Here is a 21,595-nt window from a genome sequence, read left to right as displayed (position 1 = left end):
GATTCGCCAAGTACAACATGAGTGTTCAAAAGCCCCAGCCTGACTAGCCGGGGCTTTTTCTTGAGTACCTTCTTATTGATAACGCGCAGGAATTGAAGAATTCAAAATCCCCCGCCTTCACGGGCGTGAGAGTTCGAGTCTCTCCTTGGGCACCACATCAATCATTTCAGAGCAATATACGCTTAAAAAATAGGGTTCTGGGCTGCTCTTCAGAAAACCTGTCAGGCGAAACACCTGGTTTTCTGATGCGAAACTGAGCCGCACATATCGACGTTCAACCAGAAGATCTGAACCTGGCAAGCAATCTTTCTGCCGATATCGTTGGCGGGTCGGTGACAAATCCCTAATACCCGGTCATTTCAAGATAACCGCGCCCGCTGTGGCTGCCTGAAATGGTTATCGGGCCTTCCCAATACTCGAAGCTTGTACCCATCCAGGATCGGGGGGTCAGGGCGGCTACTTCAACATCAAGCTCACGATCCGGCACCTGAACGCGCCATCTGGTCGGAATGTCGCGCTGCGCGACCGGACTGGTCCCGAGGGCTGTGAATTTGACCGACCCATCTGGCAGCGCCTGCGTCTGGCCATCCGCGTTGATCCATGTCGCGGCGGTGAAATCGCCGCGCGCACCGCGCAGGCGGAAAGCCATCAGTTTGTCTCCGCCGTTGAAGCTGAGCGAGAACCAATCCCAGCCGCTCTGATCTTCGGCCAGCGGTTGCGAGGACCACTCGCGGTCCAGCCAGCCCTGACCGGTCACAGAGATATCACGGTCCGGCAGATGTAGGGTGCCCTCGACGCTGTAGAAAGGTTGCGAGTAATAGAAGCTGGCTTGCCCGTCGGCGGATTTAATAGAGTATCCGTCTTCTCCGTGGAACACCAGCGGACCCTGCGCTTGAAGACTTAGATCATAGCCGAAATCATTGCCGTTGGCGGTCAGGTCCATCGAACCCTCGATGTCTCCGCGCATGTGCCATTCGTCGATCCAGGCTTCGAACGGATTTGCGATGACACCTGCCTGACCAACGCCCCCGCGCGACAGGCGTTCGGTGAAATAGTGCGCATCAGGCGTCGTGACCGCGGCGTGGCCCATCCAGATTTGAGGGCTTTGCCATCCGTCGGCTTCCGACGGTTTCAGCGCCGAGCGAAACAAGGTCCATTGGATGCCATAGTCGCGCCCGTCCTCTCCGGTTAGATTTGCGGTCAGATACCACCACTCGATCCGGTAGGTTGAGTGCGGGCCATGATCGCGGGGGAACTGGAAACTGTATCCAGCGGCTGGGCGATCGAATCCATCGGCGCTGCCACCTAGCCCGGCATAGCCTTGCGCCCAGGCCGTAACCGGGAGCAGGAGGAAGAGAACGAGGGCTTTAACGTTCATTTGCGAAAACTCTCAGCAGGGCGGCAGGGGGCAGGCGGAGCAGCCGCCAAGCGGGCAATGCCGCCGCGAGGGTCGCGGCGATCAAGGTTAGCAGAAACAGTCCAATCCAGTCGCCGGGGAAGAGGTGCATCGGGAGCTTCCAGCCAAAGGCCTGGACGTTGATCACTGTCAACAGAACCCAGGCAAGCACCACCCCAAGCGGTAGCGCCAGACAGGCGGTCAGGGCGGTCAGTAGCACGCTGCGCAGAAGCTCCAGCCGTGCCAGCTGTGCGCGTGTGAGCCCTAAAGACCAAACCGGAGCGACCTGCGGCAGGCGTTGTGTCCACAGCGTCAGCAGGCTCGTCAGGATCGCAAAGCCCGCGACCCCGAGCGTCAAGATGTTCAGGGCCGAGGTCACGACGAAGGTTTTTTCGAATATCGCCAGTGATTGGGCTTTCATTGCTGCCTGGTGGACAACTGCGCGAGCTGGCAGATCGAACCGCTGCCGCAGGGTTTGGGCCAGATCGGTTGCGCGGTCTGGCGCGATACGGATACCAAAGCGTCGGTCGTCCGTGCCGGGGGCGATCTGATCGAGAATGGGCATCGCAACGATCGCCTGTCCGGTGGGGTTACCATAGTCGGAATACACGCCAGCGATGCTCAGTTCATGTTCCGGCGAGAGCGACAGCGTATCGCCGGGCCATAGATCGGCGCGGCGGGCGAGTTGTTCATTGATCAACACATCACCGCGTAGCAGGACGTTATCCCATACATCGGTTGCTTGGGCGATCAGCGGCCAATTCTGGCGATAGGTATCATCATCGACGATGCCATACAGAAACAATGGACCTGTCTCATGCGGCAGTTCGGTGCTGCGAATGGGTAAGATTGCCGCGACTTGCTGGTCCAGCCATTCCGCTATCTGCGCGGCCTGAGCTTCGTCTTGTGCAGTCACGTAGAGCTCGGACGTCAGGCGCTGGTCGAGCCAGCCGATAAAGGTGAGCCGAAAACTCGAGACCATCGTGCCCACGCCGATGTTCGCGGCGAGCGCCAGAAGCAATGCCATCAGCGCGAGTGAGAGGCCCGGCAACTGCGCGCGCATGTCGGCCCAAACCCATTGCGCTAGCGGGCCTTTTGCCCGACGTGCAAAGTAAGAGAGGATTGCGGACAGCAGTGCGGGCAGGGTCAGGGCGGCACCCGTCAACACTCCGGCCAGCAGTGCGAAACCTGATAGCAAACCACCGGCTGCGAAAAAGATGATGATCCCAGCGGCGATCAATCCAAGCCCCAAGGCTCCGCTGAGGCGCGCGGATCCCTGACTGCGCCAAGCTTGCAAACCGGGGCCTGCTAGAATTGGCATGCGCGACAGCCGCCACAGGGCATGGCCGCTGGCGACAAGGGTGCCGCCGATTGCCATGGCAAGCCCCGCCGCGATCCATTGCGGGCGCAGGGATATCTGTCCGTCGACCGGTGCGCCGTAGAGCCCGCGCAAGGTGGCGGCAACGTCGGGCAGCAGTGCGCCTGCCAGGAAGAAGCCCAGGATGAGGCCCAGGATGCCTCCGATCAGGGCAATGAACAGCAATTCGCCCAGCACGATGATCACGAGCTGTATCAGCGGCAGCCCCAGCGCGCGCAGGGTACGGATCATGCCGCGTCTTTGCGCAAAGGCCAGTCCGACTGTGCCGTGGACAATGAATAGGCCGACCGCGAATGAAAGCAGACCAAAGGCCGTCAGATTCAGGTGGAAACTGTCGGTTAGTTGCGCGGTGTCCATTTGCGCCGACGCGCTGATGCGTTGCAATTCAGGTGCGACCTCAGACAAGGGCGGCACTGCGCGGGGCTGCTGGGGGAGGATCACCAGCCGCGAGATCTGCCCCGAACGCCCCAGCAGACGTTCGGCCACGCCGATATCGGTAAGGATGAGGTCCGGGGGCAGGGCGGTGGTCTCAATCACAGGCGGAAAAGTCTCCGTCACCTCGAACAGGGGGACAAGGTCGGGAGCCATAATCAAACGCCCCGGCGCGGTCAGAACATCGGAGGGATCAGGGGGGGTGGTGCTTTCATTGACTTCTGTAACAGCGGGCAAGGCAGGGTAGGCCACCATGTCGACACCCATCAGGCGCAGGCGACGCTCTGCCACGCGCAGGGTGCCTTCGAGAACCGCCGCAACCTGCCAGCCAACGCGCCTGAGTTCTGCATATTGCTGCAAGGTAATGGTGCCACCGGGATTCTGAAGCTCATCGAACTGCCCAATGGCAAGCTGGGCATTGGCGCGTGCATAGCTGGCACGCGCTTCGGCGTTGATGGCCTGAACGGCGGACCAGAGACAGGTGGCCAGAGCAATCCCTGTCAGCAACGTCACCAGTTGCAGCGGATGCGCGCGCCAGTGAGATAGCAGAGACTGAACGGCAGGACCAATCATGTAATGCGACCACCCGACAGATGCGCGCGTCGGTCGAGCCGCGCGGCAATCTCGTTCGAATGCGTGACAAGCAGCAACGCTGCACCCGTATCGGCCACCAGAGACAGCATCAGGTCCAGCACGACGGCACTGGCCGTTTCGTCCAGATTGCCGGTGGGCTCATCCGCAAGCAGCAGTTTGGGCCGCGTTGCCATGGCGCGTCCGATAGCAACGCGCTGTTGCTGGCCGCCCGAGAGGCTTTCGGGGTATCGATCCTGCAGCTCGGACAACCCGAGCCGTTCGCTCAGATGCCCGATCCACTTGGTGTCGCCTCGCCCCGCCAGGCGTGCATGAATCGAGAGATTTTGCGTGACTGTCAGCGATGGGATCAGGTTAAACTGCTGAAACACCAGCGACAGGCTGTTGCGACGCAATGCAGCGCGGTCAGTGTCATTCAGCGGCGACAGCGGTTGACCGTCCAGAGTGATCTCTCCGCCGTCAAACCCATCCAGCGCCGCGACCAGATGCAGAAGGGTGCTCTTGCCACTGCCACTTTCGCCGGTTAGCGCCAGTGTTTGACCTTGTTCCAGACTCAGCGAGACATCGTTCAGAACGGGTCGTCCTCCGGCATAAGATTTCCGGACGTGATCAATCGACAGCAGCATGCGTGGCCTCATCTGGTTTGGTCACAATGTGCAACGCAACCCGGCAGTGTCCAGAGCGGAATTCGGTTCTATTCGCCGCAGGCCTCAGGGTTGTTCACCGACACAGAAAGCCCCATGCTGCAAACAACGTCAGCGCAGAGGTCCGAGGCCGTTTCATGACTTTGTCACAGCAAATCCTTTGGGGCAGCCTCTATCTGGGTATTTGCTTTCTGATCGAGATTATCCTTCTGACTGTCTGTGTCATCGTCATCCGCAGGCTGGTGGACTGGTGGGAGACACGAAATACGATCATAGCGACTGCGGGACCGATCACGGTGGCGCTTTTGTTTATCGTTTTGACCCATACCGTGCAGGTCTGGATCTGGGCGATTGTCTGGGTGCTGGGGGATGTGTTGCCGGACTGGAACTCGGCGCTGTATTTTTCGCTGGTGACGTTCACGACGCTGGGTTACGGCGACATCGTGTTGGGTGAAGGGTTGCGGATATTCGGGGCGTTCGCTTCGGTTACGGGGCTGCTGGCATTTGGCCTGTCCACCGCTTTCCTTGTCGCCCTGATGACTCGCGTGTTCGAAGAACGGTTCCTGAGCTAGAGGATCGGCGCAAAGAGCCGCGCGAGCGGTGCGCCGAAGCGTATATGCACTGGTTGTTGCAGTAGATTTTGGGTCAGCTCGTAGCTCGATTCGAAATCGGTCTCGAGCATCTGTGCCACCGCATTCGCTGCGCGCGGGTCAAAGAACAGGGCCATCGCCTCGAAATTCAGCCGGAAAGAGCGGTTGTCCAGATTGGTGGTGCCAACCGCCGCCAAGGTATCGTCGACGACAAAAGCCTTCTGATGCATGAACCCGTCGGTATAGCGGAACACCCGCGCGCCGCAGTCACGGATTTCGTCGAAATAGGCAAAGGCGGCCAGCCAAGGCAGGCGGTGATCGATTACGTCGGGTACCAGAATGCGCACATCAACACCGCGCAGCGCGGCATGTTGCAGGGCGGTCATGATGTCGATGTCCGGCACGAAATAAGGTGAGGCGATCCAAAGGCGCTCTTTTGCTTCGGTGATGGCGGCAAAGAACATCATCGAACCGGTTTCCGTCTCGTCGCCCGGGCCGGTCGCCACAAGCAGAGCGTTCATATCCTGATCGGATTCGCTGCCAGCCCAGTCGAGCTCGTCGATCAAGTCTTCATCCCGAGCCCAGTGCCAGTCTTCAGTGAAGATCAATTGCAGCTGCCGGACGACATGGCCGGTCATTCGGATATGCGTATCGCGCCAACGCCCGAACCGAGGGCTTTGTCCAAGATACTCCACCCCGATGTTATGGCCCCCGATGAATCCGGTTTCACCATCGATGATCACCGTCTTGCGATGGTTGCGATAGTTCAGCTGGAACCGGAAATTCGGGCCGCGTTGTTCGCGGGGATCCGCAACATCAACCCCACCTTCACGCAGGGTTTCGAGGTAGCTGGTAGGCAAACCATAGCTGCCGACCGCATCGGTCATGAAACGCACATGCACGCCACGTTTGACGGCAGCGATCAGACGCTCTTGAACCTGCCGACCAAGGTCATCGTCACGCACGATGTAGAACTGGATCAGCACATAGTTTCTGGCCTTGTCTATCTCGTCCAGGATGGCATCAAAGGTGACTTGTCCATCGATCAATAGCTCGGCACCATTGCCGCGCGAAACGGGTAGGTGGGCAAGGGCCTCGAACGGTCGCGGATTGATCCGCAAGGTTTCCGGGTCGGGTTTCGAGAAATCGGCGAAGGTCTTGATTCCCTCGACTACGCGCTCGCTTTCCTGACGGGCGATGCGATAGCCGCGAAATCGGTGGTGGCCGAGAAACAGATAGAGCGGAACACCAAAGACTGGTGCTGACAACAGGAACACCACCCAGCCGACTGCACCTTGTGGGGTACGCGCGGTTTGGGCAGCCCGCACCGAAAAAACCACTGCCGCACAGTAAAGCGCAAATACAGAGATCGAAACGAGCAAGGTCCACATCGGCGTCTAACAGTCCGGGATTGTTCAGTTTGTCCCAGTGTAGACACGTGACCAGTCCTTGGCCATATCAACTATGACCCAGCCCATATCCGGCCCCTTATCCAGCCCGTCGACCAGCCGCCCGATCGTGCTTTCGCGGTCATAGGCCCATTCCCGATCAGGGTCGGTATGATGGATCAAAACACCCAGACGCGGCCCATCGCCAGCCGTTGTCCATTCCAGCATGGCGAAATCTCCGTCCGAGTTGCCCCCGGCCAGAACGGGACGTTTGCCGATGGTCCGTTCGATGTTGATTGGCTTGCCTTCCTTGTCGTCGACAAAGGCAATCCCAGGGGCCTTGATGATCATCGGAGCATCCCCCGACGTGTCATAGACAGTCTCTCCGTAGGTGCCCAGGACCTGATCCGGGGGGATACCATAGGCCTCTTCTGCAAAGACGCGCATGAAATGCAGCCCACCGCCCGAGACGATATAGGTTGTGAACCCTTCATCGCGCAGATAGCGCAGCAGTTCGACCATCGGTTGATAGGTCATTTGGTTGTAAGGTAGATCGGTGTCGCGATGACGCGCAGTGTTCAGCCACGTGGCGACGGAGGTCTGAAATTCTTCGACGCTATCGCCGGAATGGGTGGCGTTGATCACCTCGATCAAAGCGTCATGCCCGCCTTCAAGAACGGTCTCGAGATCACCTTCGGCAGCTGCTTTCAGGGTATGGGTCGAGAGAATGCCGGGATCTTGTTTAGCCAGTTCAGCCAGCCGATCCATCGCGAAGATGAACTGAAAATATACCGGCTGTTCTGCCCAAAGCGTGCCGTCATTGTCGAAGACGGCAATCCGATCTGCCGGGGTCACATAGTCCGGCCCTTCCGGATCAGTGACCGCGCTAACAAATTCGACGATTGCCTCTTTCGCACCCGTCGAATTCCAACTGGGTAATGGGTCCGCAAGCAGAGGCAGCGGCGTGAAGGCCAATAAGGCGCCTAGAACAACGTGTCGCATGAGAATCTCACCGGTTTTACAATTCTAAAAGGCCGCCCTTTACAGGGCGACCAATGATGCAGAACTGCCGAACCTAGTTGTTGGTCGGCGTTGTCAGCTTCTCCATGACCTGATCCAGGTTGAAGCTGGCAGCTTTCTGACGGGGTGGGAACTCCTCGAACGTGCCCAGGAAAGCGCCTACATATTGCTGGGCTGGCACGAGGAAATAGGCCCGGTCCAACAGCCAGTCATAGTAGGTGTTAGAGGTCCGATAGGCCCGTTCATACGGGTCGCGTCGCAGATTGACGATCAGAGGGATGCGCAGCTCGGTCCATGGTTCGATCCAGGCGCGCAGGGTTGCCCATGCTTTCTGCTCAAGGAAGATCAGTTTCCAATCTTCGAAGCGCAGCGCCGTGAGGTCGCCATCATCCGAGAAATAGAAGATCTCTTTGCGCGGGCTCTCTGTGCTTTCACCGGTCAGCAGAGGCAGCATGTTATAGCCATCCAGATGCACTTTGTACTCGCGCCCCATGCCAGAGGAACTGTAACCGGCCTTTAGCTTTTCCTTGATGTCGGGATCACCGGCAACCGCAAGGTAAGTGGGCAGCCAGTCCATGTGATGGACGATTTCATTGGTCACAGACCCGGCTTCAATCTGACCCGGCCAGCGCACCATGGATGGAACGCGCCATCCACCTTCCCAATTGGTGTTCTTTTCACCCCAGAATGGCGTCGCTGCCGCATCGGGCCAGGTGTTCATGTGTGGTCCGTTATCTGTGGAATAATGGACGATCGTGTTGTCGGCGATGCCAAGCTCGTCCAGCAGATCCAGCAATTGCCCCACATGCATGTCGTGTTCGATCATGCCCGCAGTATATTCATCCGCAACGCGGCCCGAAATTTCATTGGCCTTTGCGCGCATCTCGTCTTTGACATGGGTGCGGAAATGCATTCGCGTGCCGTTCCACCAGACATAGAAGGGTTGGCCTTGCTCATGTGCCCGCTGGATGAAATCGATCGCCGCGGCCACGGTTTCGTCATCCACAGTTTCCATGCGCTTGCGGGTCAAAGGGCCCGTGTCTTCGATGGTGCCATCGGACTTGGATTTGATGACGCCGCGCGGACCATACGCCTCGCGGAAGGTACGACCATCGGACAGTATCCGGTCACCCGGATAGTCCTCGTTTTCTGGCTCTTCTTCAGCGTTCAGGTGGTAGAGGTTGCCAAAAAATTCATCAAATCCGTGGTTTGTCGGAAGGTGCTCATCCTTGTCGCCAAGGTGGTTTTTGCCAAACTGACCAGTGACATATCCGTGGTCTTTCAACAAACCCGCGATGGTCGGGTCTTCGACCTGCATACCAAGATCAGCACCGGGAAGACCAACCTTGGATAGACCGGTCCGGAATACGGACTGTCCCATGATATAAGACGACCGACCGGCGGTGCAGGATTGTTCACCATAGTAATCGGTAAAGATCATACCTTCATTGGCCACGCGGTCGATATTGGGTGTCTGATACCCCATCAGACCCATGGTATAGGCCGAAATGTTCGACTGACCGATATCATCGCCCCATATCACCAAAATATTGGGCTTCTGATCCTGCGCCCAGGCGGGCAGGGCGAGCGCGACGGAAAAGGTCGCAACTGCGAACTTGCGCATCGTGTTGCGCCAGCTATCTGTAATCATTTGTGGAGGTGACATGGGGTGCTCCTGATTAAACGAGCCTTAATGGCCCGACCAATTGAGTTTTAGAGGCAGCGACTAGTCTGAACTTTGAAGCCGTGCGCAAGCTGTTGATTACCGACAGAAAAAATATGTAATGGTCCGGGAATCGAACGGAACTAGCTTAAGCGATGAAACGTGTCGAAAACCTATCATATGATCATTTTGAAAGATGCTAATGTTTGATAATGATGACGATATGAGAACTCTGACCCAAACCGACTGGTTTGGCACGCGTGATGCAAAGTTCCAAAACGACCTTTTGACCTGTGCAGTTGCCAGAACCTTCGACCCTGGCGAAACCCTCTATCACCATGGCGACCCGGCAAATGGTATCCACGCGGTACTTGATGGATCTGTACAGATCACGGCACCAGCCGATGATGGGCAGGAATTCGTGCTTCATCGGGATGGCATAGGCTTCTGGATTGGGGACCTTGCACTTTTTGCCGAGGCGCAGCGACTGGTCAGCGTCGTGAGCACTCAGAAGACTCGTACGTTGTTCTTTCCAAGCTCACGTATAGAGCGGCTGGTTCAAGAAAATCCTGAATATGTCCGCGATTTCTATGCGTTGACGCGGGAAAACATGAAAACAGCCCTGCGTATCATGGCGAACTTGGCGGTCACAGGTTCGGAAAAACGTCTGGTTCTGCGTCTGCTGCATCTGGACGAGGGCACGTCTAAATCCAATGGCTGGATCATTGTGTCTCAGGACGAGCTTGCGGCGATGGTTGCAGTGTCGCAACCAACGTTGCGTCGCAGCCTTCATCGCCTGGCGGACTTAGGCTTGGTTGAGTTGGGATATGGCCGTCTACGCTTGATCGACAGGCGCAAATTGATCGCAAACTGTCAAAGTTGACTCCTAGGGATTGAGCGGCGGCAACGCTCCGCGTTCGGGTCGTGCGCTACGGTCTAAGTCTTTCAGGCATTGCATTGCCGAAGCCCAATCTTCAGAGGGTTTCTGGTTCCCGCCGGAATACCGCGCGGCTCCAATCGTAGTCAGGCTGCGTTCGAGCGGTAATGCGTGATCGGGTCGATTGCTGCGCTTTTTCCAAAGCTCCAAAGCCCCATAAGCAGCGGCTAAATCCTGCGCCTGCAACGCAGATTTCAAGGCGTCAGTGGCGTATTTTCTCGAGGCAAGATATCTACGCTGCCGCGCATCGTTCCAGACCCGATAGCGTGGGCGAATAAATCGTACCGCAAGCCATGAAGCCGAAACAATAAACGCGATCCAAAGTGCTGCCCTAACAAGGGTTTCCGTGTCGGGAGGCTGCCACTTTGGCGGCGCCAGAATCAGCTCGGTTGCAGGGATCGAGGTCGTTTCGACTTTGTTGGTCTGCAAATTGAACCAGTCGATTGACACAGCGGGTAATTGCGTCTCGCCACCCTCCTGCGCGATATACACCGTCTCTTCGACACGTGTTCCGGACAGCACTCCACGATCTTCTGTTTCTGTAAAGCGAGGCTCCTTGGGATATGCGCGCAGTAAGGAAGCGGGATCAGGCGGCGTCAATTTGGGGATCAACAGTGGTATGGTGCCTGTTATCCGCGCGATCAGTTCGCGTGTGATGGCATCACCGGCCTGCATATCGGTCGGGCCGTCCACCTGCTGTTCAAGCAAAAAACCGGTTGCGATGATCAACGGATCAAGTCCTCGGGCACCTTCAGGCACCTCGGCGCTGAGCTGCACAGGCGGGAGCGCCAACGAAACCTGAACGGGATCGTTGGTCTGAGGATCGGCATAAGTCACGACAATCTCTTGCGAGTTAAACGAAACCGGTCCTGCCGCCAAAGGATATAAGCGATAGCTGCGCTGAACGCCGGACCAGGTCGCTCCATTCACCGTCTCGCTGATCGGTCCCGAAGCGCGCTCAGGCAGACGAACCAAAAGGTTTTGTTGTTCCAATGAAGGAAACACCGGAGGTTGCGGCATGTAGGTCGGCACCAAAACCCTGATCCGTACGATGGCTGGTTGACCTACAATGACAGGCTTATCAGGGACTTCGATTGTGACCTGAGGCGCAGTCGCTTCGCTGCCCTGAGCGAACACGGAACGAGCGAAAAGAAGAATGAAGAGAATAACGTATCTCATTACTTTTGCTCCTGATTTTCCAAAAGAAACCGGTTGCGCAAGAAATCTTGCATATCGGTATCAATCGTACTGATCCACTGATCTGCTGAAAGCGTCTGTGGCCCCTCCTTGGGCGCTTGAAGCGTAGTTTCGCTACCGCGCGCCGCGTCATTGTCGAACACTGTGTCGTCCGCACCGATGCCAGCTTCCTCGCCTGTATCGGACTGTTCACGGGTCGTTTCGACAAAATCCAGGATGGCTTTGGACAGCTCGAGATTGTGCTGCGCTTCGGGCCAACCCGGACGCCGATCCAGAGCGGTCTCGAAGGCTGCTATGGCGGGGCGATATTCTCGGTTTCGTATTCGGGCCATGCCTTCGGCAAACGCCGCTTCCGGAGTGTCCAGCCCGGCGAAAATGTTGGACGCTTGCGGATACTGCCCGTCCCTTAGATAGGCATAACCTTTGTGATAGGGGTCCTCAAACAACTCCGCCGCATCGCCAAAGCGCTTTTGGTTCATCGCAATCTGACCTTGTTGGTCAGGAGTAAGGAACCAATCTCTCCATCCATCGGCGCGCGCTCCGGAGGGAGGCAGAACGAATATTCCCAGTAACGCCCAACGGATCACCCAGCCTTTTCTGAACCATAGTAGCGACAACATGGCAGCGGGCCACGCCAGGATCCAGCCGTTATCCTGCCAGTCCAGGCGGTCGTCTTCATCCAGCGCGGCTGTGTAGGCTGATTGAATCTGGCGTTGCAGTCGATCAATGTCTCGATTGTCGTCGGAGAACGGAACGACCGATGCGCCCTGGATGTTATCCAGCTGCGAAATACGTCCACTATCTGGCAACATAGTTAGATAGAAAATATCGGTAGTTGAGGTATTTATCTCGGACACTTGAGACGGATCGAGGTCGTCCAATACGAACAGTACAGCCCCCGGGGTCTCGCTGTCATCCAGTATGGATTGAGCCAACACGAGGGCGTCAGTTGCGGCGTCACCTTCGACTGGCATGACCGCTGGCGTTAGACCCTCAAGCAGAGGGCGAAGGATGTTGGCATCTTCGGTCAAGGGGGCCACACGGTGCGGCGTTCCTGCATATGCTATCAAGGCGGTGCGTGCGCCAGAACGTTCGTTGATCAGATCGGCGATTTTGAACTTTGCGCGGTCCAACCGCGAGGGCGCAAGGTCAGCGCTCTCCATACTGTCCGTGACTTTGAGGGCGATTACCAATGGGGCGGTGTCCGCGATCAGCGGGTTGGATGCACGCGACCAAGTAGGACCTGAGGCCGCGAGGGCGACAAGTGTCGCGATGATCATCGCGACATCAATTGGCTGAACGTGGCGGGTCTCGTCCTTACCTACCTGCAAAGCAGCGGCCAGATGTGGGGAGATCCCCACAGGCGGCTTGGCTTCAGTCGCGGGTTTTGGCCTGATCAACCACCACAACGCGGCGATCGGGATGAGAAGCAGAAGGTAATAGCCTCTTATAAAATGGAAATCAGACAGCTCCATTATTGAATGACTCCCTTACGCTGCTGGGAGAAATGGAACCCGATTGCGCTGATAAGAATGACAATCAATGCAAATGCCAACGGAATATGGGTGAGGCTTTGTCTGGGACGATAGCTTTGAGTTTCCACTATTCTGGGGTTGAGCTGATCAATGTGTTCGTAGGTCTTTGCGAGAGCTGAGGTATCATCGGCAAAGAAGTATTCACCTCCGGTGCGATCGGCGATGTCCTTCAGCGCTTGCAGATCCACGCGGTCTTCTCCCGAGGCGTTGGGATCTCCGACGCCAATCGTATAGACGACCACATTTTTTTCAGCGGCGATTGTCGAAGCATTTATCGGCGTCATTCGGCTTGACGTATCGGCCCCGTCGCTGAGGACGATCATAAGACGTTGGTCGACCTCACTGGATTCAAACGTTCTGATCCCGAGCCCGATCGCATCGCCCAAGGCTGTATTCGGACCTGCCATTCCAACTTGAGCTTGATCCAGGAACCCATTCAAACTACTCAGGTCTTCCGTGAAAGGTGCTTGAATGAAGGCGCGTGTGCCAAAGATAATCAGGGCCATTCTATCGCCATCTCGTTCGGAAATAAATTTTCTCAAGACGTCTTTGACAGCTTCCAGCCTTTGCATCGGAGCGCCAGATTCGGTTTCGAAATCGCGCTGATCCATTGAGCCCGAAATGTCCAACGCAAGAACGACGTCACGCGCTGACTTTTCTATCACTATGGGATCGCCCAATCGTTCCGGACCGGCCAGCGGCAGCACTAATAGAATCCAGATCAACACTACACTCGCCATTTGAAGCTGGGACCGCCCTGGGATCACTGAACCCGATTTCGGCTCAACACCTGCCGCCTTCGCAACACGGCGAAAGAATGGAATGCGTATGGAAGCGGCTTTTTCGCGCTGGGGTGGAGCAAGAAAGTAGACTAGCAACGGCAACGGAAGTAACAGAAATACCCACGGAGCAGCGAACGAAAACATCACGCTCTCCGATACGGTTTGTGGGATTTGACCCAGTGCCGTGCAAGCTGCGTGATGGCAGGGTTTGGTGGGATGTCTTGATATGGAGCTTTTGCAAGCAGCTGCCCCGTTTCGTCGTTAAACGATTTACTATCAATTGTTTGAGATAGAAACTTCAGCCAATCTTCACCATAAATTCCCGCGACTTGTTCGCGCGGATACGCGGCCAGTGCAGTGCGGCGAAGGATCTCGGCAACCTTTGCGGCAGAGAGATCGGACGACGCAAGCTCTGCCAGCGCGTACCGCCTGTAGGCATTCATGCGCCTGTGCCTAAGGATCATGACTGTGCCGAAAGCAGCAATACTCAGCAGTACGGCGACGATTGCAACCCACCCCCATGTCTGGGGCATCATCGAAATAACCGTAGGCTCCGGCGCTGGTGCGAGCATGTCCAACAGATCAACCAAAGATTTTCCCGTTGTATCGACACTCATTTCAGACCCCCACGATGTCCAAACAAGCGCAGCAACTGATCCAACGCGGGTTCCGCCGTTGTCAAAGAAATGACCGGAAAACCATATCGTCGGGACCAGATGTGCAGTTGCGCCAACCGATCCTCCATGGATTTTCGGATTTTTGCTGATAATTCAGGATCGGAACTGTCGATTTCGATCTGCTCGTCACCGTCGGAAACCGTCATTTTCAAGTTCGGTGCGAGGACCTGAGCCGTTGGATCCGCAATATTGAACACGATCAGATCGTTTGAGAGCGCCATGCGGCGCAACAAAGGTTCAGACCCCGCATCCAGCCCATCACAGTCCGAAAACAGGCAGATCAATCCACTGGTCTGGGTGATGCGCGCAGCTTCTGAAAGAATATCGTTCAGAGACACGGTTGGCTGTAGATTAAAGCCTGCTTGCAAGCGTGAATTGGCAGCTCCGATGGAGGATAAAAACCGGGTAAGGGCTGCTGCGCGGCGCTGTGGTCTGTGTTCGGCAACGTCTGTGTCGCCAAATACGAGGCCTCCGACACGATCGCCTTGGCCAAGAATCCGATGCGCCGCAATCGCAGCAGCTTCGGCAGCGATGACGGATTTCATGTAGACTTTTGTTCCGAAGAACATCGAAATGCGCTGATCGACCAGCAGAAGAGCAGGGCGATCACGCTCTTCGGTATAGACCCTAACGTGAGGTTTTCCCGTGCGCGCAGTGACCTTCCAATCGATGGTTCGGATGTCGTCACCCGGCAGGTAGCCGCGCAGTTCTTCAAAATTCAGGCCGCGGCCGCGTAAGCGCGAGGCGTGACGACCATTCAGGATCGATCGCGCGGGTTGGCGAGGTAGCAGGCTGAGTGCCCGCGATTTGAGCCCCAGCTGCAAAAGATGGTCAGCATCGACATGGATGCGTGGGTCGTTCGGATATGGCGCAGTCTGGGTCATGCTCCGATTTCCGTGGTGGCTAGGGCAATGCAACCAAGCGCAACAGTTCTGCGATCACATCATCCGCGGATTTTCCCGATCCTTGGGCTTCGAAACTGAGGGTCACGCGATGGCGAAATACATCATGCGCAATGGCGCGGATGTCCGCAGGATCGACATAATCGCGACCGTTCATCCAGGCATGCGTGCGCCCGCATTTGTCCAGAGCCAGCGATGCGCGCGGACTCGCTCCAATCTCAATCCAACTCGCAAGTTCCGGGCTTAAAGCTTCGGGTGTGCGCGTCGCCTGTACGAGGTCAGCCATATAGCGATCCATTGCGTCTGAGACGTGGATTTGCCCAATCTCGGAGCGGGCGGCAAATACAACATCCTGCGGAATGGCTGCGGGGGTTTCAGCGGACCCACCTTTGGCAGCAGCGATTTCTTCGCCCCGGACAAGGCGGATCACTTCCACTTCGTCCTCAACCGGGGGATATGTGATCTGCACATGCATCAGAAACCGGTCCATCTGAGCCTCAGGTAAAGGGTAGGTGCCTTCCTGCTCGATGGGGTTCTGCGTCGCCATCACAATAAACAGGGGTTCCATCTTGTGGGTGGTGCCGGAAACGGTGACCTGCCGCTCCTCCATCGCTTCCAGCAGGGCGGCCTGCACTTTGGCGGGTGCTCGGTTGATCTCATCCGCAAGAACGATGTTGGCGAAGATGGGTCCAGGTTCGAATTTGAACTCACCCCCCGTATCGGTCTGCTGGAAAATCTCGGTTCCGGTCACATCCAAGGGCAACAGGTCCGGTGTGAATTGAATGCGGCTAAAACTTGCATCCATGTTCTTCGCCATTGCCTTGACCGCGCGCGTCTTGGCCAGGCCAGGCAGGCCTTCGATCAAAAGGTTGCCATTTGCCAGAAGACCGATCAGCAGGCGATCAATGACCTCGGTCTGGCCAATGATCGATTGGCCCATACGGGATCTGAGATCCATGATCTGGTTGAGTGCGCTCATAAAGAATATCCCGTAACCGCCCGAAATGCAGGCTTTGCAACCAGATGTCTGCGAAAGCCGAGACTCGGGATTTTCAAGTGATGTTAAATTGTTATCAGGACGACGACGTTCGGGCCACTAGGAATTCCGGTTTATGAGTTTTTGAATATCAATCGTAATCTGCTCGCGGATAGATCCCGGGTTGCAAGTGTCACGCAGCGTGGTTGACCAATGCTTTGGCCTTTTCTGCCTGAGTTTTCGGTTCCAATACAGGCATTCCAAGATCGTTCGCTGACCGTCCTCCAAGTTTGATGGAATGTCATACCCGTTCAGGGTGGCCCAAACCCCGCTCCACAAACGTGCCACGGACCATGGGTTATACCCGCCGCCGCCAAGGACCAGAAATCGGGACGTCAGGGCCTGAAGGCCGGCGACGGCACGCCAATGTGCATTGTTTGACAAAGCCAGCCGGGACAAGGGGTCTTCGGCAATCGCATCTGCGCCGCATTGCAAGACAATGGCCTGCGGGTGGAATGCCTGAGTTACCGGAAGGATCATCTCGTCCAATATGGCCTGAAACTCATCGTCGTTCAGTCCGTGATCAACGGGCAGGTTCCAGGCGGCACCGCCCGCGTCATCTTCCAGCTGTCCCGTGAAGGGCCATCTGCGGGCCTCATGCACCGAGATCATCCGCACCTTGGTCGAACCGTGAAAGGCAGCTTCGACTCCATCGCAGTGATGCGCATCTATGTCTACATAAACGATCCGCTCCAGCCCCAGATCAAGTAGCCTGAGGATTGCGAGAACGGGATCGTTCAAATAGCAAAATCCGTTGGCCCGATCGGCCATCCCATGATGAGTACCCCCGGCCGGGTTGAAGACGACCCCTCCGTCGCGGATCAGTTCTGCGCCCAGCATGGACCCACCGGCGGCGGTTGCCGGGCGTCGATACATCTCAGCAAAGACCGGGTTGGACAATGTTCCCAGCCCATATTTGCGTTTAACATCGTCAGTGACCGACTGGGTCTTTTCCGCCCGTTGCAGCGCCGAAATATAGTCCGGCGCATGAAACCTGTGCAGCGCCTTTGGTTTGGCGCATGGGCTTACCCTGTAGTTTTCCGAATCGAGCCACCCTAATGACTGGCACAGATCGATCACAGTGGACACGCGCGGGATCGCCAGAGGATGCTTCGCGCCATAAGTCGAGTTCCGATAGATCTCGGACCCTATGAATATAGGGCGGCGCATTGGTTATTTTGTGGCTCGTGCATCGCCGTCTTCACCTAGCCTGCCGTCCAGCGACATCAAGATCGCGACGGGACGTAAGGCCGGGATGTGGCTAAAGATGATCAGGATGCAGACCGTCAGCGGCACGCTCAGAAACGCGCCAATCAGGCCCCAGACCGTTGTCCAGAAGGTCAGCGCCAGGATCACAAGGAAGGTCGACATGTTCAGCGAACGGCCCAGCATGGCAGGGTCCAGAAAGTTGCCAATCACGAACTGGATGGTCCCGCAGCCCAGTACGATCACGAGGAAGGGCCCGATAGTCTCGAATTGCACCAACGCAATCATGGCCGGGAAGATCACAGCGATGATCGAACCGATTGATGGAATGAAGTTCAGGGCGAAGGTCAGGACGGCCCAGGTCTCTGCGTATTCCAGCCCCAAAAGCTTGAAAATGGAATAGCTGATGGTGGCTGTGATCAGGCTGATCAGGGTTTTCACTCCAACATAGCGCTGCAGGCTGAACGAGATCGCATCCAGCACCGCAGCCAGATCCGCCCCAAGCTGCGGGCTACCTGCTGCAAGCCGGATTTTCTTGCGAAAGGCCAGACGCTCGGCCATCAGAAAGGCCACATAGAGGCTGATCAGAAAGAACTGGTTGAGCAGGGATGTTGCGCTGCCCAATAACACGCGCGCCACGTAGGACATGTCGATACTGACCAGATTGTCCCGGATAAAGCTGGTCACATCATTGCCCACAAGCCCGGTGATCCTGTTCACGGCGCCGTCGAACTGGCTTTCATAGGTATTGATTGAGCGGGCGAACTGCGTGGCCTGACTGCCGAGGATGTACATGATCATGAACAAACCCGCCAAAACCACCGTCACACCAGCGATATTTGCCAGCCAGATCGGCGCGCGGGTCAGGGCGATGACCCGATCGCTCAGCGCAATGATCAGGACATTCACTAGCAGAGCCATGGTCAGCGGCACCAGAAAGTTGGCCCCCGCATAAAGGCCCAGCACGACCAGAGTGGCGACAATCGCAATGTCGCGCAGTACGCCCAGTTGAAGACGGGGCCGAGCCTGGTTGTCATCGGGGTTCATTGGATAACCTTGCTGTGCGTTGAGGCCGATCCTGCACGGGCTGACCGGTTTATGCAATCCGTGCAGGTGCTTACGTGCGAAAATTCACAAAACTACACAGATTGGCAGTTCAGAGTGGTAGGAAGGCAGGTTAGGGTCAGAAAATGTCACGTATTGCGATTCCATCCTCCGGCCAGTTTGTGCGAGGCCTCTGGCTTGCGGTGCGGCGGTTCAATGACAAGAACGGCTTTGTCATGAGCAGCCATGTCGCCATGTCATTGATGATGGCGCTGTTTCCGTTCGTTCTGTTTACTGTGGCGTTGGCCGGGGCGTTATCGCAGGGCTATGTGACGGATGAACTGATCGAACTGATCTTTGGCGCGTGGCCCAAGGATGTCGCCGACCCGATCATTTCAGAACTGCGCGCGGTGTTGGCCGGGGCCGGCTCGGGCGTAATCACTCTGGGCGGTCTGTTGGCGATCTATTTTGCCTCGAACGGCGTCGCAGCTGTGCGCAAGGCGATGACGCAGGCCTATCACGATAAGGACAGCTGGCCGTTCTGGAAAACGCGGCTGTTGTGTTTTGCTTTGGTCATCATCGGCGGCGCAGCAATCCTCGCCATCGCGGCGGTCGAGGTGGTTTTACCGGTCTACACGCGTCTGGTGTCCGAGACGACGGCGGTGGATGTCGATAACTGGCTTTCGGTTGACCGCTTGCGCTGGACCTTCACTGTCGCCGTGCCGGTGGGGACGGTCCTTTTGGCGCATTTGGTTTTGCCGACACGACGCCACAGTCTGGCACAGATTCTGCCGGGGGTGGTGCTGACGCTGGCGCTTTGGGCTGCGGGCGGTTGGGGATTTTCTGTCTATATCGCTCAGTTCGCATCTTACAGCGCGACCTATGCCGGGCTGGCGGGTGCGATGGCGGCGCTGATTTTTCTTTATCTCTGCTCGGCCATGCTCATCCTTGGCGCGGAGTATAATGGCGCGCTGATCGATCTGAAAAAGGCAGAGGACGGATGAGAGTTGTCCTGACGGCGGTCGTGCTGTTGGCGATGGCTCAGACCGGTTGGTCGCAGGACTATGTCGGGTCCGAAGCTTGCACCGATTGCCATCAGGAGGAGGCCGCCGCGTGGCGAGGCTCGCACCACGCCCTTGCGTGGACCGATGTGTCGGATGGCAAGGTTTCGGCGGATTTTGCGGGCTCCGGTTTTGAACATGACGGGATGACGGTCACGTTTGGCGATCAGGACGGTACATTCAGCGCGCAGGTGACCGAAAAGGATGGCACCACCACGGATTATCCTGTCCATTCTGTGGTCGGCGTCGAACCATTGCAGCAATATCTGTTCGAAACAGAACCCGGCAGGCTGCAGAGTTTCGATGTTGTCTGGGATACGGAAAAGGGCCGTTGGTTCCATCTCTACCCCGATCAGAACTTGCCGCCGGATGACGGTTTGCACTGGACGGGGCCATATAAGAACTGGAATGCGCGCTGTGCTGAATGTCACGCGACCGGGTATGTGAAGAACTATGATGCTGTCACCAGAACCTACGCCTCGACACAGGCTGAGATTGGTGTCGGGTGTGAGGCGTGCCATGGGCCAGGGTCTGCGCATCTGGAATGGGTCACAGGCAAAGAACTGAACGATGGGCTGACCGAGTTTGGGTTCTCCATGAGCTGGGGCAGGGGCCAGACCGAGGCTGAGATTCAACAATGCGCGGGTTGCCATTCCCGGCGCGAGGCCTTGGAAGACGGCAATCCCTTGCCTGGAACCGCCTATCATGACGCTTACAATCTCGCCGTTTTGCGCCCGGGCCAATATTATCCGGACGGGCAGATACTGGATGAGGTCTATGTTTATGGCTCATTCCTGCAATCCCGCATGTATGCGCGCGGCGTGGGCTGCATGAATTGCCATGATGCCCACCGGGCCGACCTGAAAGCCGAGGGCAATGGTGTCTGCACGCAGTGTCATTCGCCCGCGGGCAATCCCGAATTTCCAACGCTGCGACAGGCCGAGTACGACACTCCGGACCACCACCATCATGCCGAGGAGTCGGAGGGGGCCCAGTGCAAAAGCTGCCACATGATCGAGCGGGTCTATATGGGCGTCGATGGCCGCCGTGACCACAGTTTTCGTATCCCGAGACCTGATCTGGGGCTTGGGGTCGATGCCTGTACCGATTGTCACACGGATCAGGATCAACCCTGGGCCGCGCGAGAGATCGAAGGCTGGTTTCCCGAGGCCACACACAGGACAGCACACTACGGAACAACGTTTGCGGATGCCGCCGGTGGCCAACTGGATAACCCTGATGCATTGACGGTGATTGCTCTGGATACGCAGCAGGCAGGCATCGTGCGAGCTACGGCTCTTTACTTGCTGCAACCCTTTGCGTCACCTGATTTGGCCGAGGCGTTGATGCCGACCCTGACCGACCCTGACCCTTTGGTACGCGCCAACTCGGTAGCTCTGCAGCGACAAGCTCCATTGGCTGAGCGTATCTCGCGGCTGGAGCCCCTTTTGTCGGACCCCTTGCGCAACGTGCGCATCGCCACCGCGAAAGAGTTCCTGCCGATCCCGCCTCAAGCCCTCACTCCTCAGCAGAACGCCAATGCACAGCAGGGTATGGCAGACTGGCAGCGCAGCATGTCCAATCGTTTGGACTTTCCCGAAACCCATCTGGTTCTGGGCGGCCTCGCACTGACGTTACGCAACGCACCGGCGGCAGAGCGGGCTTTCCGCGAAGTTGTTTTATTGGATCCCCAGCGCGCCGAGGCTTGGCCGATGCTGGTCCAACTCGCGCATATCAACCGCGGCCGACAGGCTGCTTTGGATGTTCTGGCTGAGGGCCTTGAGGTGCTTCCCGACGATCCAATCCTGCGCCAATTGGCGAGCGAACTGGCGCAATGACCGGCATCGAACAGACCGATTTCCGCCACGATGCGGGCTCATTGTCTCACTAAACTCACCCTTGAAACTAAAGGTGAGCTATGACGGATCGTTCAGCAACACGTCCGCCGCAATTGTCTGGTACGCGGAACACAACTCTGGATCAGAGGATCGAGGAACTGCGCGCGCGCAAGCCCGTGGATATCAACCATGGTGAGGCGTTGCTGCTGCAAGGCATCGCCGCGGCTTCTCTGCGCGAACAGCGTCTGGCACAGGGCAAGATCGATCTCGACTGACGT

Annotated in this window: 19 protein-coding genes; 5 read left to right on the top strand and 14 right to left on the bottom strand. The window is 57.1% G+C overall.

The genetic code is table 11. The annotated features are described in order from the left end of the window. Positions 1 to 343: 343 nt before the first annotated feature. The 3 genes from ACR0IV_RS04660 to ACR0IV_RS04650 are packed head-to-tail and all read right to left on the bottom strand — an operon-like array spanning position 344 to position 4,423. Positions 344 to 1,378, bottom strand: a complete 1,035-nt coding sequence (locus tag ACR0IV_RS04660) for a lipocalin-like domain-containing protein (protein WP_480657600.1) — start codon at positions 1,376 to 1,378, stop codon at positions 344 to 346. Next, complete coding sequence (locus ACR0IV_RS04655) at positions 1,368 to 3,779, bottom strand: ABC transporter permease (protein WP_480657601.1); 2,412 nt, start codon at positions 3,777 to 3,779, stop codon at positions 1,368 to 1,370. Before ACR0IV_RS04655 ends, ACR0IV_RS04660 begins: the two co-directional genes overlap by 11 nt. After that, positions 3,776 to 4,423, bottom strand: coding sequence for an ABC transporter ATP-binding protein (locus ACR0IV_RS04650; protein ID WP_480657603.1), 648 nt, complete (start codon positions 4,421 to 4,423; stop codon positions 3,776 to 3,778). The genes ACR0IV_RS04655 and ACR0IV_RS04650 overlap by 4 nt, the downstream gene beginning before the upstream one ends. 155 nt (positions 4,424 to 4,578) lie before the next feature. Here ACR0IV_RS04650 and ACR0IV_RS04645 point away from each other — a divergent pair, with 155 nt between their 5' ends. Then, positions 4,579 to 5,013 (top strand): ion channel, encoded by a 435-nt coding sequence (locus ACR0IV_RS04645; RefSeq protein WP_480469732.1) that lies wholly within the window; start codon positions 4,579 to 4,581, stop codon positions 5,011 to 5,013. On the opposite strand, the gene cls is transcribed toward ACR0IV_RS04645, so the two are convergent. The 3 genes from cls to ACR0IV_RS04630 all read right to left on the bottom strand — a co-directional run bounded on the left by cls (position 5,010) and on the right by ACR0IV_RS04630 (position 9,063). After that, entirely contained in the window at positions 5,010 to 6,422 is a 1,413-nt protein-coding gene (gene cls / locus ACR0IV_RS04640; RefSeq protein ID WP_480657605.1) for a cardiolipin synthase, read from the bottom strand. The genes ACR0IV_RS04645 and cls overlap by 4 nt on opposite strands. Positions 6,423 to 6,446: 24 nt before the next feature. Then, complete coding sequence (locus ACR0IV_RS04635; RefSeq protein WP_480657606.1) at positions 6,447 to 7,421, bottom strand: HAD family hydrolase; 975 nt, start codon at positions 7,419 to 7,421, stop codon at positions 6,447 to 6,449. 73 nt (positions 7,422 to 7,494) lie between these two features. Then, the gene (locus ACR0IV_RS04630; RefSeq protein ID WP_480658558.1) at positions 7,495 to 9,063 is read right to left on the bottom strand and encodes an arylsulfatase; all 1,569 of its coding nucleotides are present in this window, start codon (positions 9,061 to 9,063) and stop codon (positions 7,495 to 7,497) included. Between the two features lie 262 nt (positions 9,064 to 9,325). Here ACR0IV_RS04630 and ACR0IV_RS04625 point away from each other — a divergent pair, with 262 nt between their 5' ends. Next, complete coding sequence (locus ACR0IV_RS04625) at positions 9,326 to 9,985, top strand: Crp/Fnr family transcriptional regulator (protein ID WP_480469735.1); 660 nt, start codon at positions 9,326 to 9,328, stop codon at positions 9,983 to 9,985. A gap of 3 nt (positions 9,986 to 9,988) precedes the next feature. Here ACR0IV_RS04625 and ACR0IV_RS04620 read toward each other — a convergent pair whose 3' ends face one another. From ACR0IV_RS04620 to ACR0IV_RS04585, 8 genes are all read right to left on the bottom strand, one after another. Continuing rightward, on the bottom strand, positions 9,989 to 11,218 hold the full coding sequence (locus ACR0IV_RS04620; RefSeq protein ID WP_480657608.1) for a hypothetical protein: 1,230 nt from the start codon (positions 11,216 to 11,218) through the stop codon (positions 9,989 to 9,991). Continuing rightward, entirely contained in the window at positions 11,218 to 12,711 is a 1,494-nt protein-coding gene (locus tag ACR0IV_RS04615) for a VWA domain-containing protein (protein ID WP_480657609.1), read from the bottom strand. Before ACR0IV_RS04615 ends, ACR0IV_RS04620 begins: the two co-directional genes overlap by 1 nt. Next, positions 12,711 to 13,697 carry a VWA domain-containing protein gene (locus ACR0IV_RS04610; protein ID WP_480657610.1) on the bottom strand — a complete coding sequence of 329 codons (987 nt, stop codon included), beginning with the start codon at positions 13,695 to 13,697 and terminating at the stop codon, positions 12,711 to 12,713. The genes ACR0IV_RS04615 and ACR0IV_RS04610 overlap by 1 nt, the downstream gene beginning before the upstream one ends. Continuing rightward, a complete protein-coding gene (locus ACR0IV_RS04605) occupies positions 13,697 to 14,170 on the bottom strand; it encodes a DUF4381 domain-containing protein (RefSeq protein ID WP_480657611.1) in 474 nt (157 codons plus the stop codon). The genes ACR0IV_RS04610 and ACR0IV_RS04605 overlap by 1 nt, the downstream gene beginning before the upstream one ends. After that, positions 14,167 to 15,114 (bottom strand): DUF58 domain-containing protein, encoded by a 948-nt coding sequence (locus ACR0IV_RS04600; protein WP_480657613.1) that lies wholly within the window; start codon positions 15,112 to 15,114, stop codon positions 14,167 to 14,169. The genes ACR0IV_RS04605 and ACR0IV_RS04600 overlap by 4 nt, the downstream gene beginning before the upstream one ends. 19 nt (positions 15,115 to 15,133) lie before the next feature. Then, entirely contained in the window at positions 15,134 to 16,111 is a 978-nt protein-coding gene (locus tag ACR0IV_RS04595) for an AAA family ATPase (protein ID WP_480657614.1), read from the bottom strand. A gap of 117 nt (positions 16,112 to 16,228) precedes the next feature. Further along, positions 16,229 to 17,338 carry an acetoin utilization protein AcuC gene (locus tag ACR0IV_RS04590; protein ID WP_480657616.1) on the bottom strand — a complete coding sequence of 370 codons (1,110 nt, stop codon included), beginning with the start codon at positions 17,336 to 17,338 and terminating at the stop codon, positions 16,229 to 16,231. A 3-nt stretch (positions 17,339 to 17,341) separates the two neighbouring features. Next, positions 17,342 to 18,421 (bottom strand): AI-2E family transporter, encoded by a 1,080-nt coding sequence (locus tag ACR0IV_RS04585; RefSeq protein WP_480657617.1) that lies wholly within the window; start codon positions 18,419 to 18,421, stop codon positions 17,342 to 17,344. 143 nt (positions 18,422 to 18,564) lie between these two features. Here ACR0IV_RS04585 and ACR0IV_RS04580 point away from each other — a divergent pair, with 143 nt between their 5' ends. From ACR0IV_RS04580 to ACR0IV_RS04570, 3 genes are all read left to right on the top strand, one after another. After that, positions 18,565 to 19,422: a YihY/virulence factor BrkB family protein gene (locus ACR0IV_RS04580; protein ID WP_480657619.1), complete on the top strand. Its 858-nt coding sequence runs from the start codon at positions 18,565 to 18,567 to the stop codon at positions 19,420 to 19,422. Next, positions 19,419 to 21,317, top strand: coding sequence for a multiheme c-type cytochrome (locus ACR0IV_RS04575; protein WP_480657620.1), 1,899 nt, complete (start codon positions 19,419 to 19,421; stop codon positions 21,315 to 21,317). The genes ACR0IV_RS04580 and ACR0IV_RS04575 overlap by 4 nt, the downstream gene beginning before the upstream one ends. 80 nt (positions 21,318 to 21,397) lie before the next feature. Further along, positions 21,398 to 21,592 (top strand): hypothetical protein, encoded by a 195-nt coding sequence (locus ACR0IV_RS04570; protein WP_480657622.1) that lies wholly within the window; start codon positions 21,398 to 21,400, stop codon positions 21,590 to 21,592. The last annotated feature ends 3 nt before the right edge of the window (positions 21,593 to 21,595 follow it).

It is taken from the genome of Ruegeria sp. C2 (genome assembly GCF_056537765.1).
Note: the sequence above shows the minus strand (reverse complement) of the source record. Positions and strands in the feature narration are given on the sequence as shown.

Excerpts from the sequence above, each read along its gene's own strand:
- ACR0IV_RS04630 (WP_480658558.1), bottom strand. The coding sequence starts at position 9,063 with ATGCGCAAGTTCGCAGTTGCGACCTTTTCCGTCGCGCTCGCCCTGCCC.
- ACR0IV_RS04580 (WP_480657619.1), top strand. The coding sequence starts at position 18,565 with ATGTCACGTATTGCGATTCCATCCTCCGGCCAGTTTGTGCGAGGCCTC.
- ACR0IV_RS04605 (WP_480657611.1), bottom strand. The coding sequence starts at position 14,170 with ATGAGTGTCGATACAACGGGAAAATCTTTGGTTGATCTGTTGGACATG.
- ACR0IV_RS04610 (WP_480657610.1), bottom strand. The coding sequence starts at position 13,697 with ATGTTTTCGTTCGCTGCTCCGTGGGTATTTCTGTTACTTCCGTTGCCG.
- ACR0IV_RS04620 (WP_480657608.1), bottom strand. The coding sequence starts at position 11,218 with ATGAGATACGTTATTCTCTTCATTCTTCTTTTCGCTCGTTCCGTGTTC.
- ACR0IV_RS04615 (WP_480657609.1), bottom strand. The coding sequence starts at position 12,711 with ATGGAGCTGTCTGATTTCCATTTTATAAGAGGCTATTACCTTCTGCTT.
- cls (WP_480657605.1), bottom strand. The coding sequence starts at position 6,422 with ATGTGGACCTTGCTCGTTTCGATCTCTGTATTTGCGCTTTACTGTGCG.
- ACR0IV_RS04590 (WP_480657616.1), bottom strand. The coding sequence starts at position 17,338 with ATGCGCCGCCCTATATTCATAGGGTCCGAGATCTATCGGAACTCGACT.
- ACR0IV_RS04625 (WP_480469735.1), top strand. The coding sequence starts at position 9,326 with ATGAGAACTCTGACCCAAACCGACTGGTTTGGCACGCGTGATGCAAAG.
- ACR0IV_RS04600 (WP_480657613.1), bottom strand. The coding sequence starts at position 15,114 with ATGACCCAGACTGCGCCATATCCGAACGACCCACGCATCCATGTCGAT.
- ACR0IV_RS04650 (WP_480657603.1), bottom strand. The coding sequence starts at position 4,423 with ATGCTGCTGTCGATTGATCACGTCCGGAAATCTTATGCCGGAGGACGA.
- ACR0IV_RS04645 (WP_480469732.1), top strand. The coding sequence starts at position 4,579 with ATGACTTTGTCACAGCAAATCCTTTGGGGCAGCCTCTATCTGGGTATT.
- ACR0IV_RS04655 (WP_480657601.1), bottom strand. The coding sequence starts at position 3,779 with ATGATTGGTCCTGCCGTTCAGTCTCTGCTATCTCACTGGCGCGCGCAT.
- ACR0IV_RS04585 (WP_480657617.1), bottom strand. The coding sequence starts at position 18,421 with ATGAACCCCGATGACAACCAGGCTCGGCCCCGTCTTCAACTGGGCGTA.
- ACR0IV_RS04570 (WP_480657622.1), top strand. The coding sequence starts at position 21,398 with ATGACGGATCGTTCAGCAACACGTCCGCCGCAATTGTCTGGTACGCGG.
- ACR0IV_RS04635 (WP_480657606.1), bottom strand. The coding sequence starts at position 7,421 with ATGCGACACGTTGTTCTAGGCGCCTTATTGGCCTTCACGCCGCTGCCT.
- ACR0IV_RS04595 (WP_480657614.1), bottom strand. The coding sequence starts at position 16,111 with ATGAGCGCACTCAACCAGATCATGGATCTCAGATCCCGTATGGGCCAA.
- ACR0IV_RS04575 (WP_480657620.1), top strand. The coding sequence starts at position 19,419 with ATGAGAGTTGTCCTGACGGCGGTCGTGCTGTTGGCGATGGCTCAGACC.
- ACR0IV_RS04660 (WP_480657600.1), bottom strand. The coding sequence starts at position 1,378 with ATGAACGTTAAAGCCCTCGTTCTCTTCCTCCTGCTCCCGGTTACGGCC.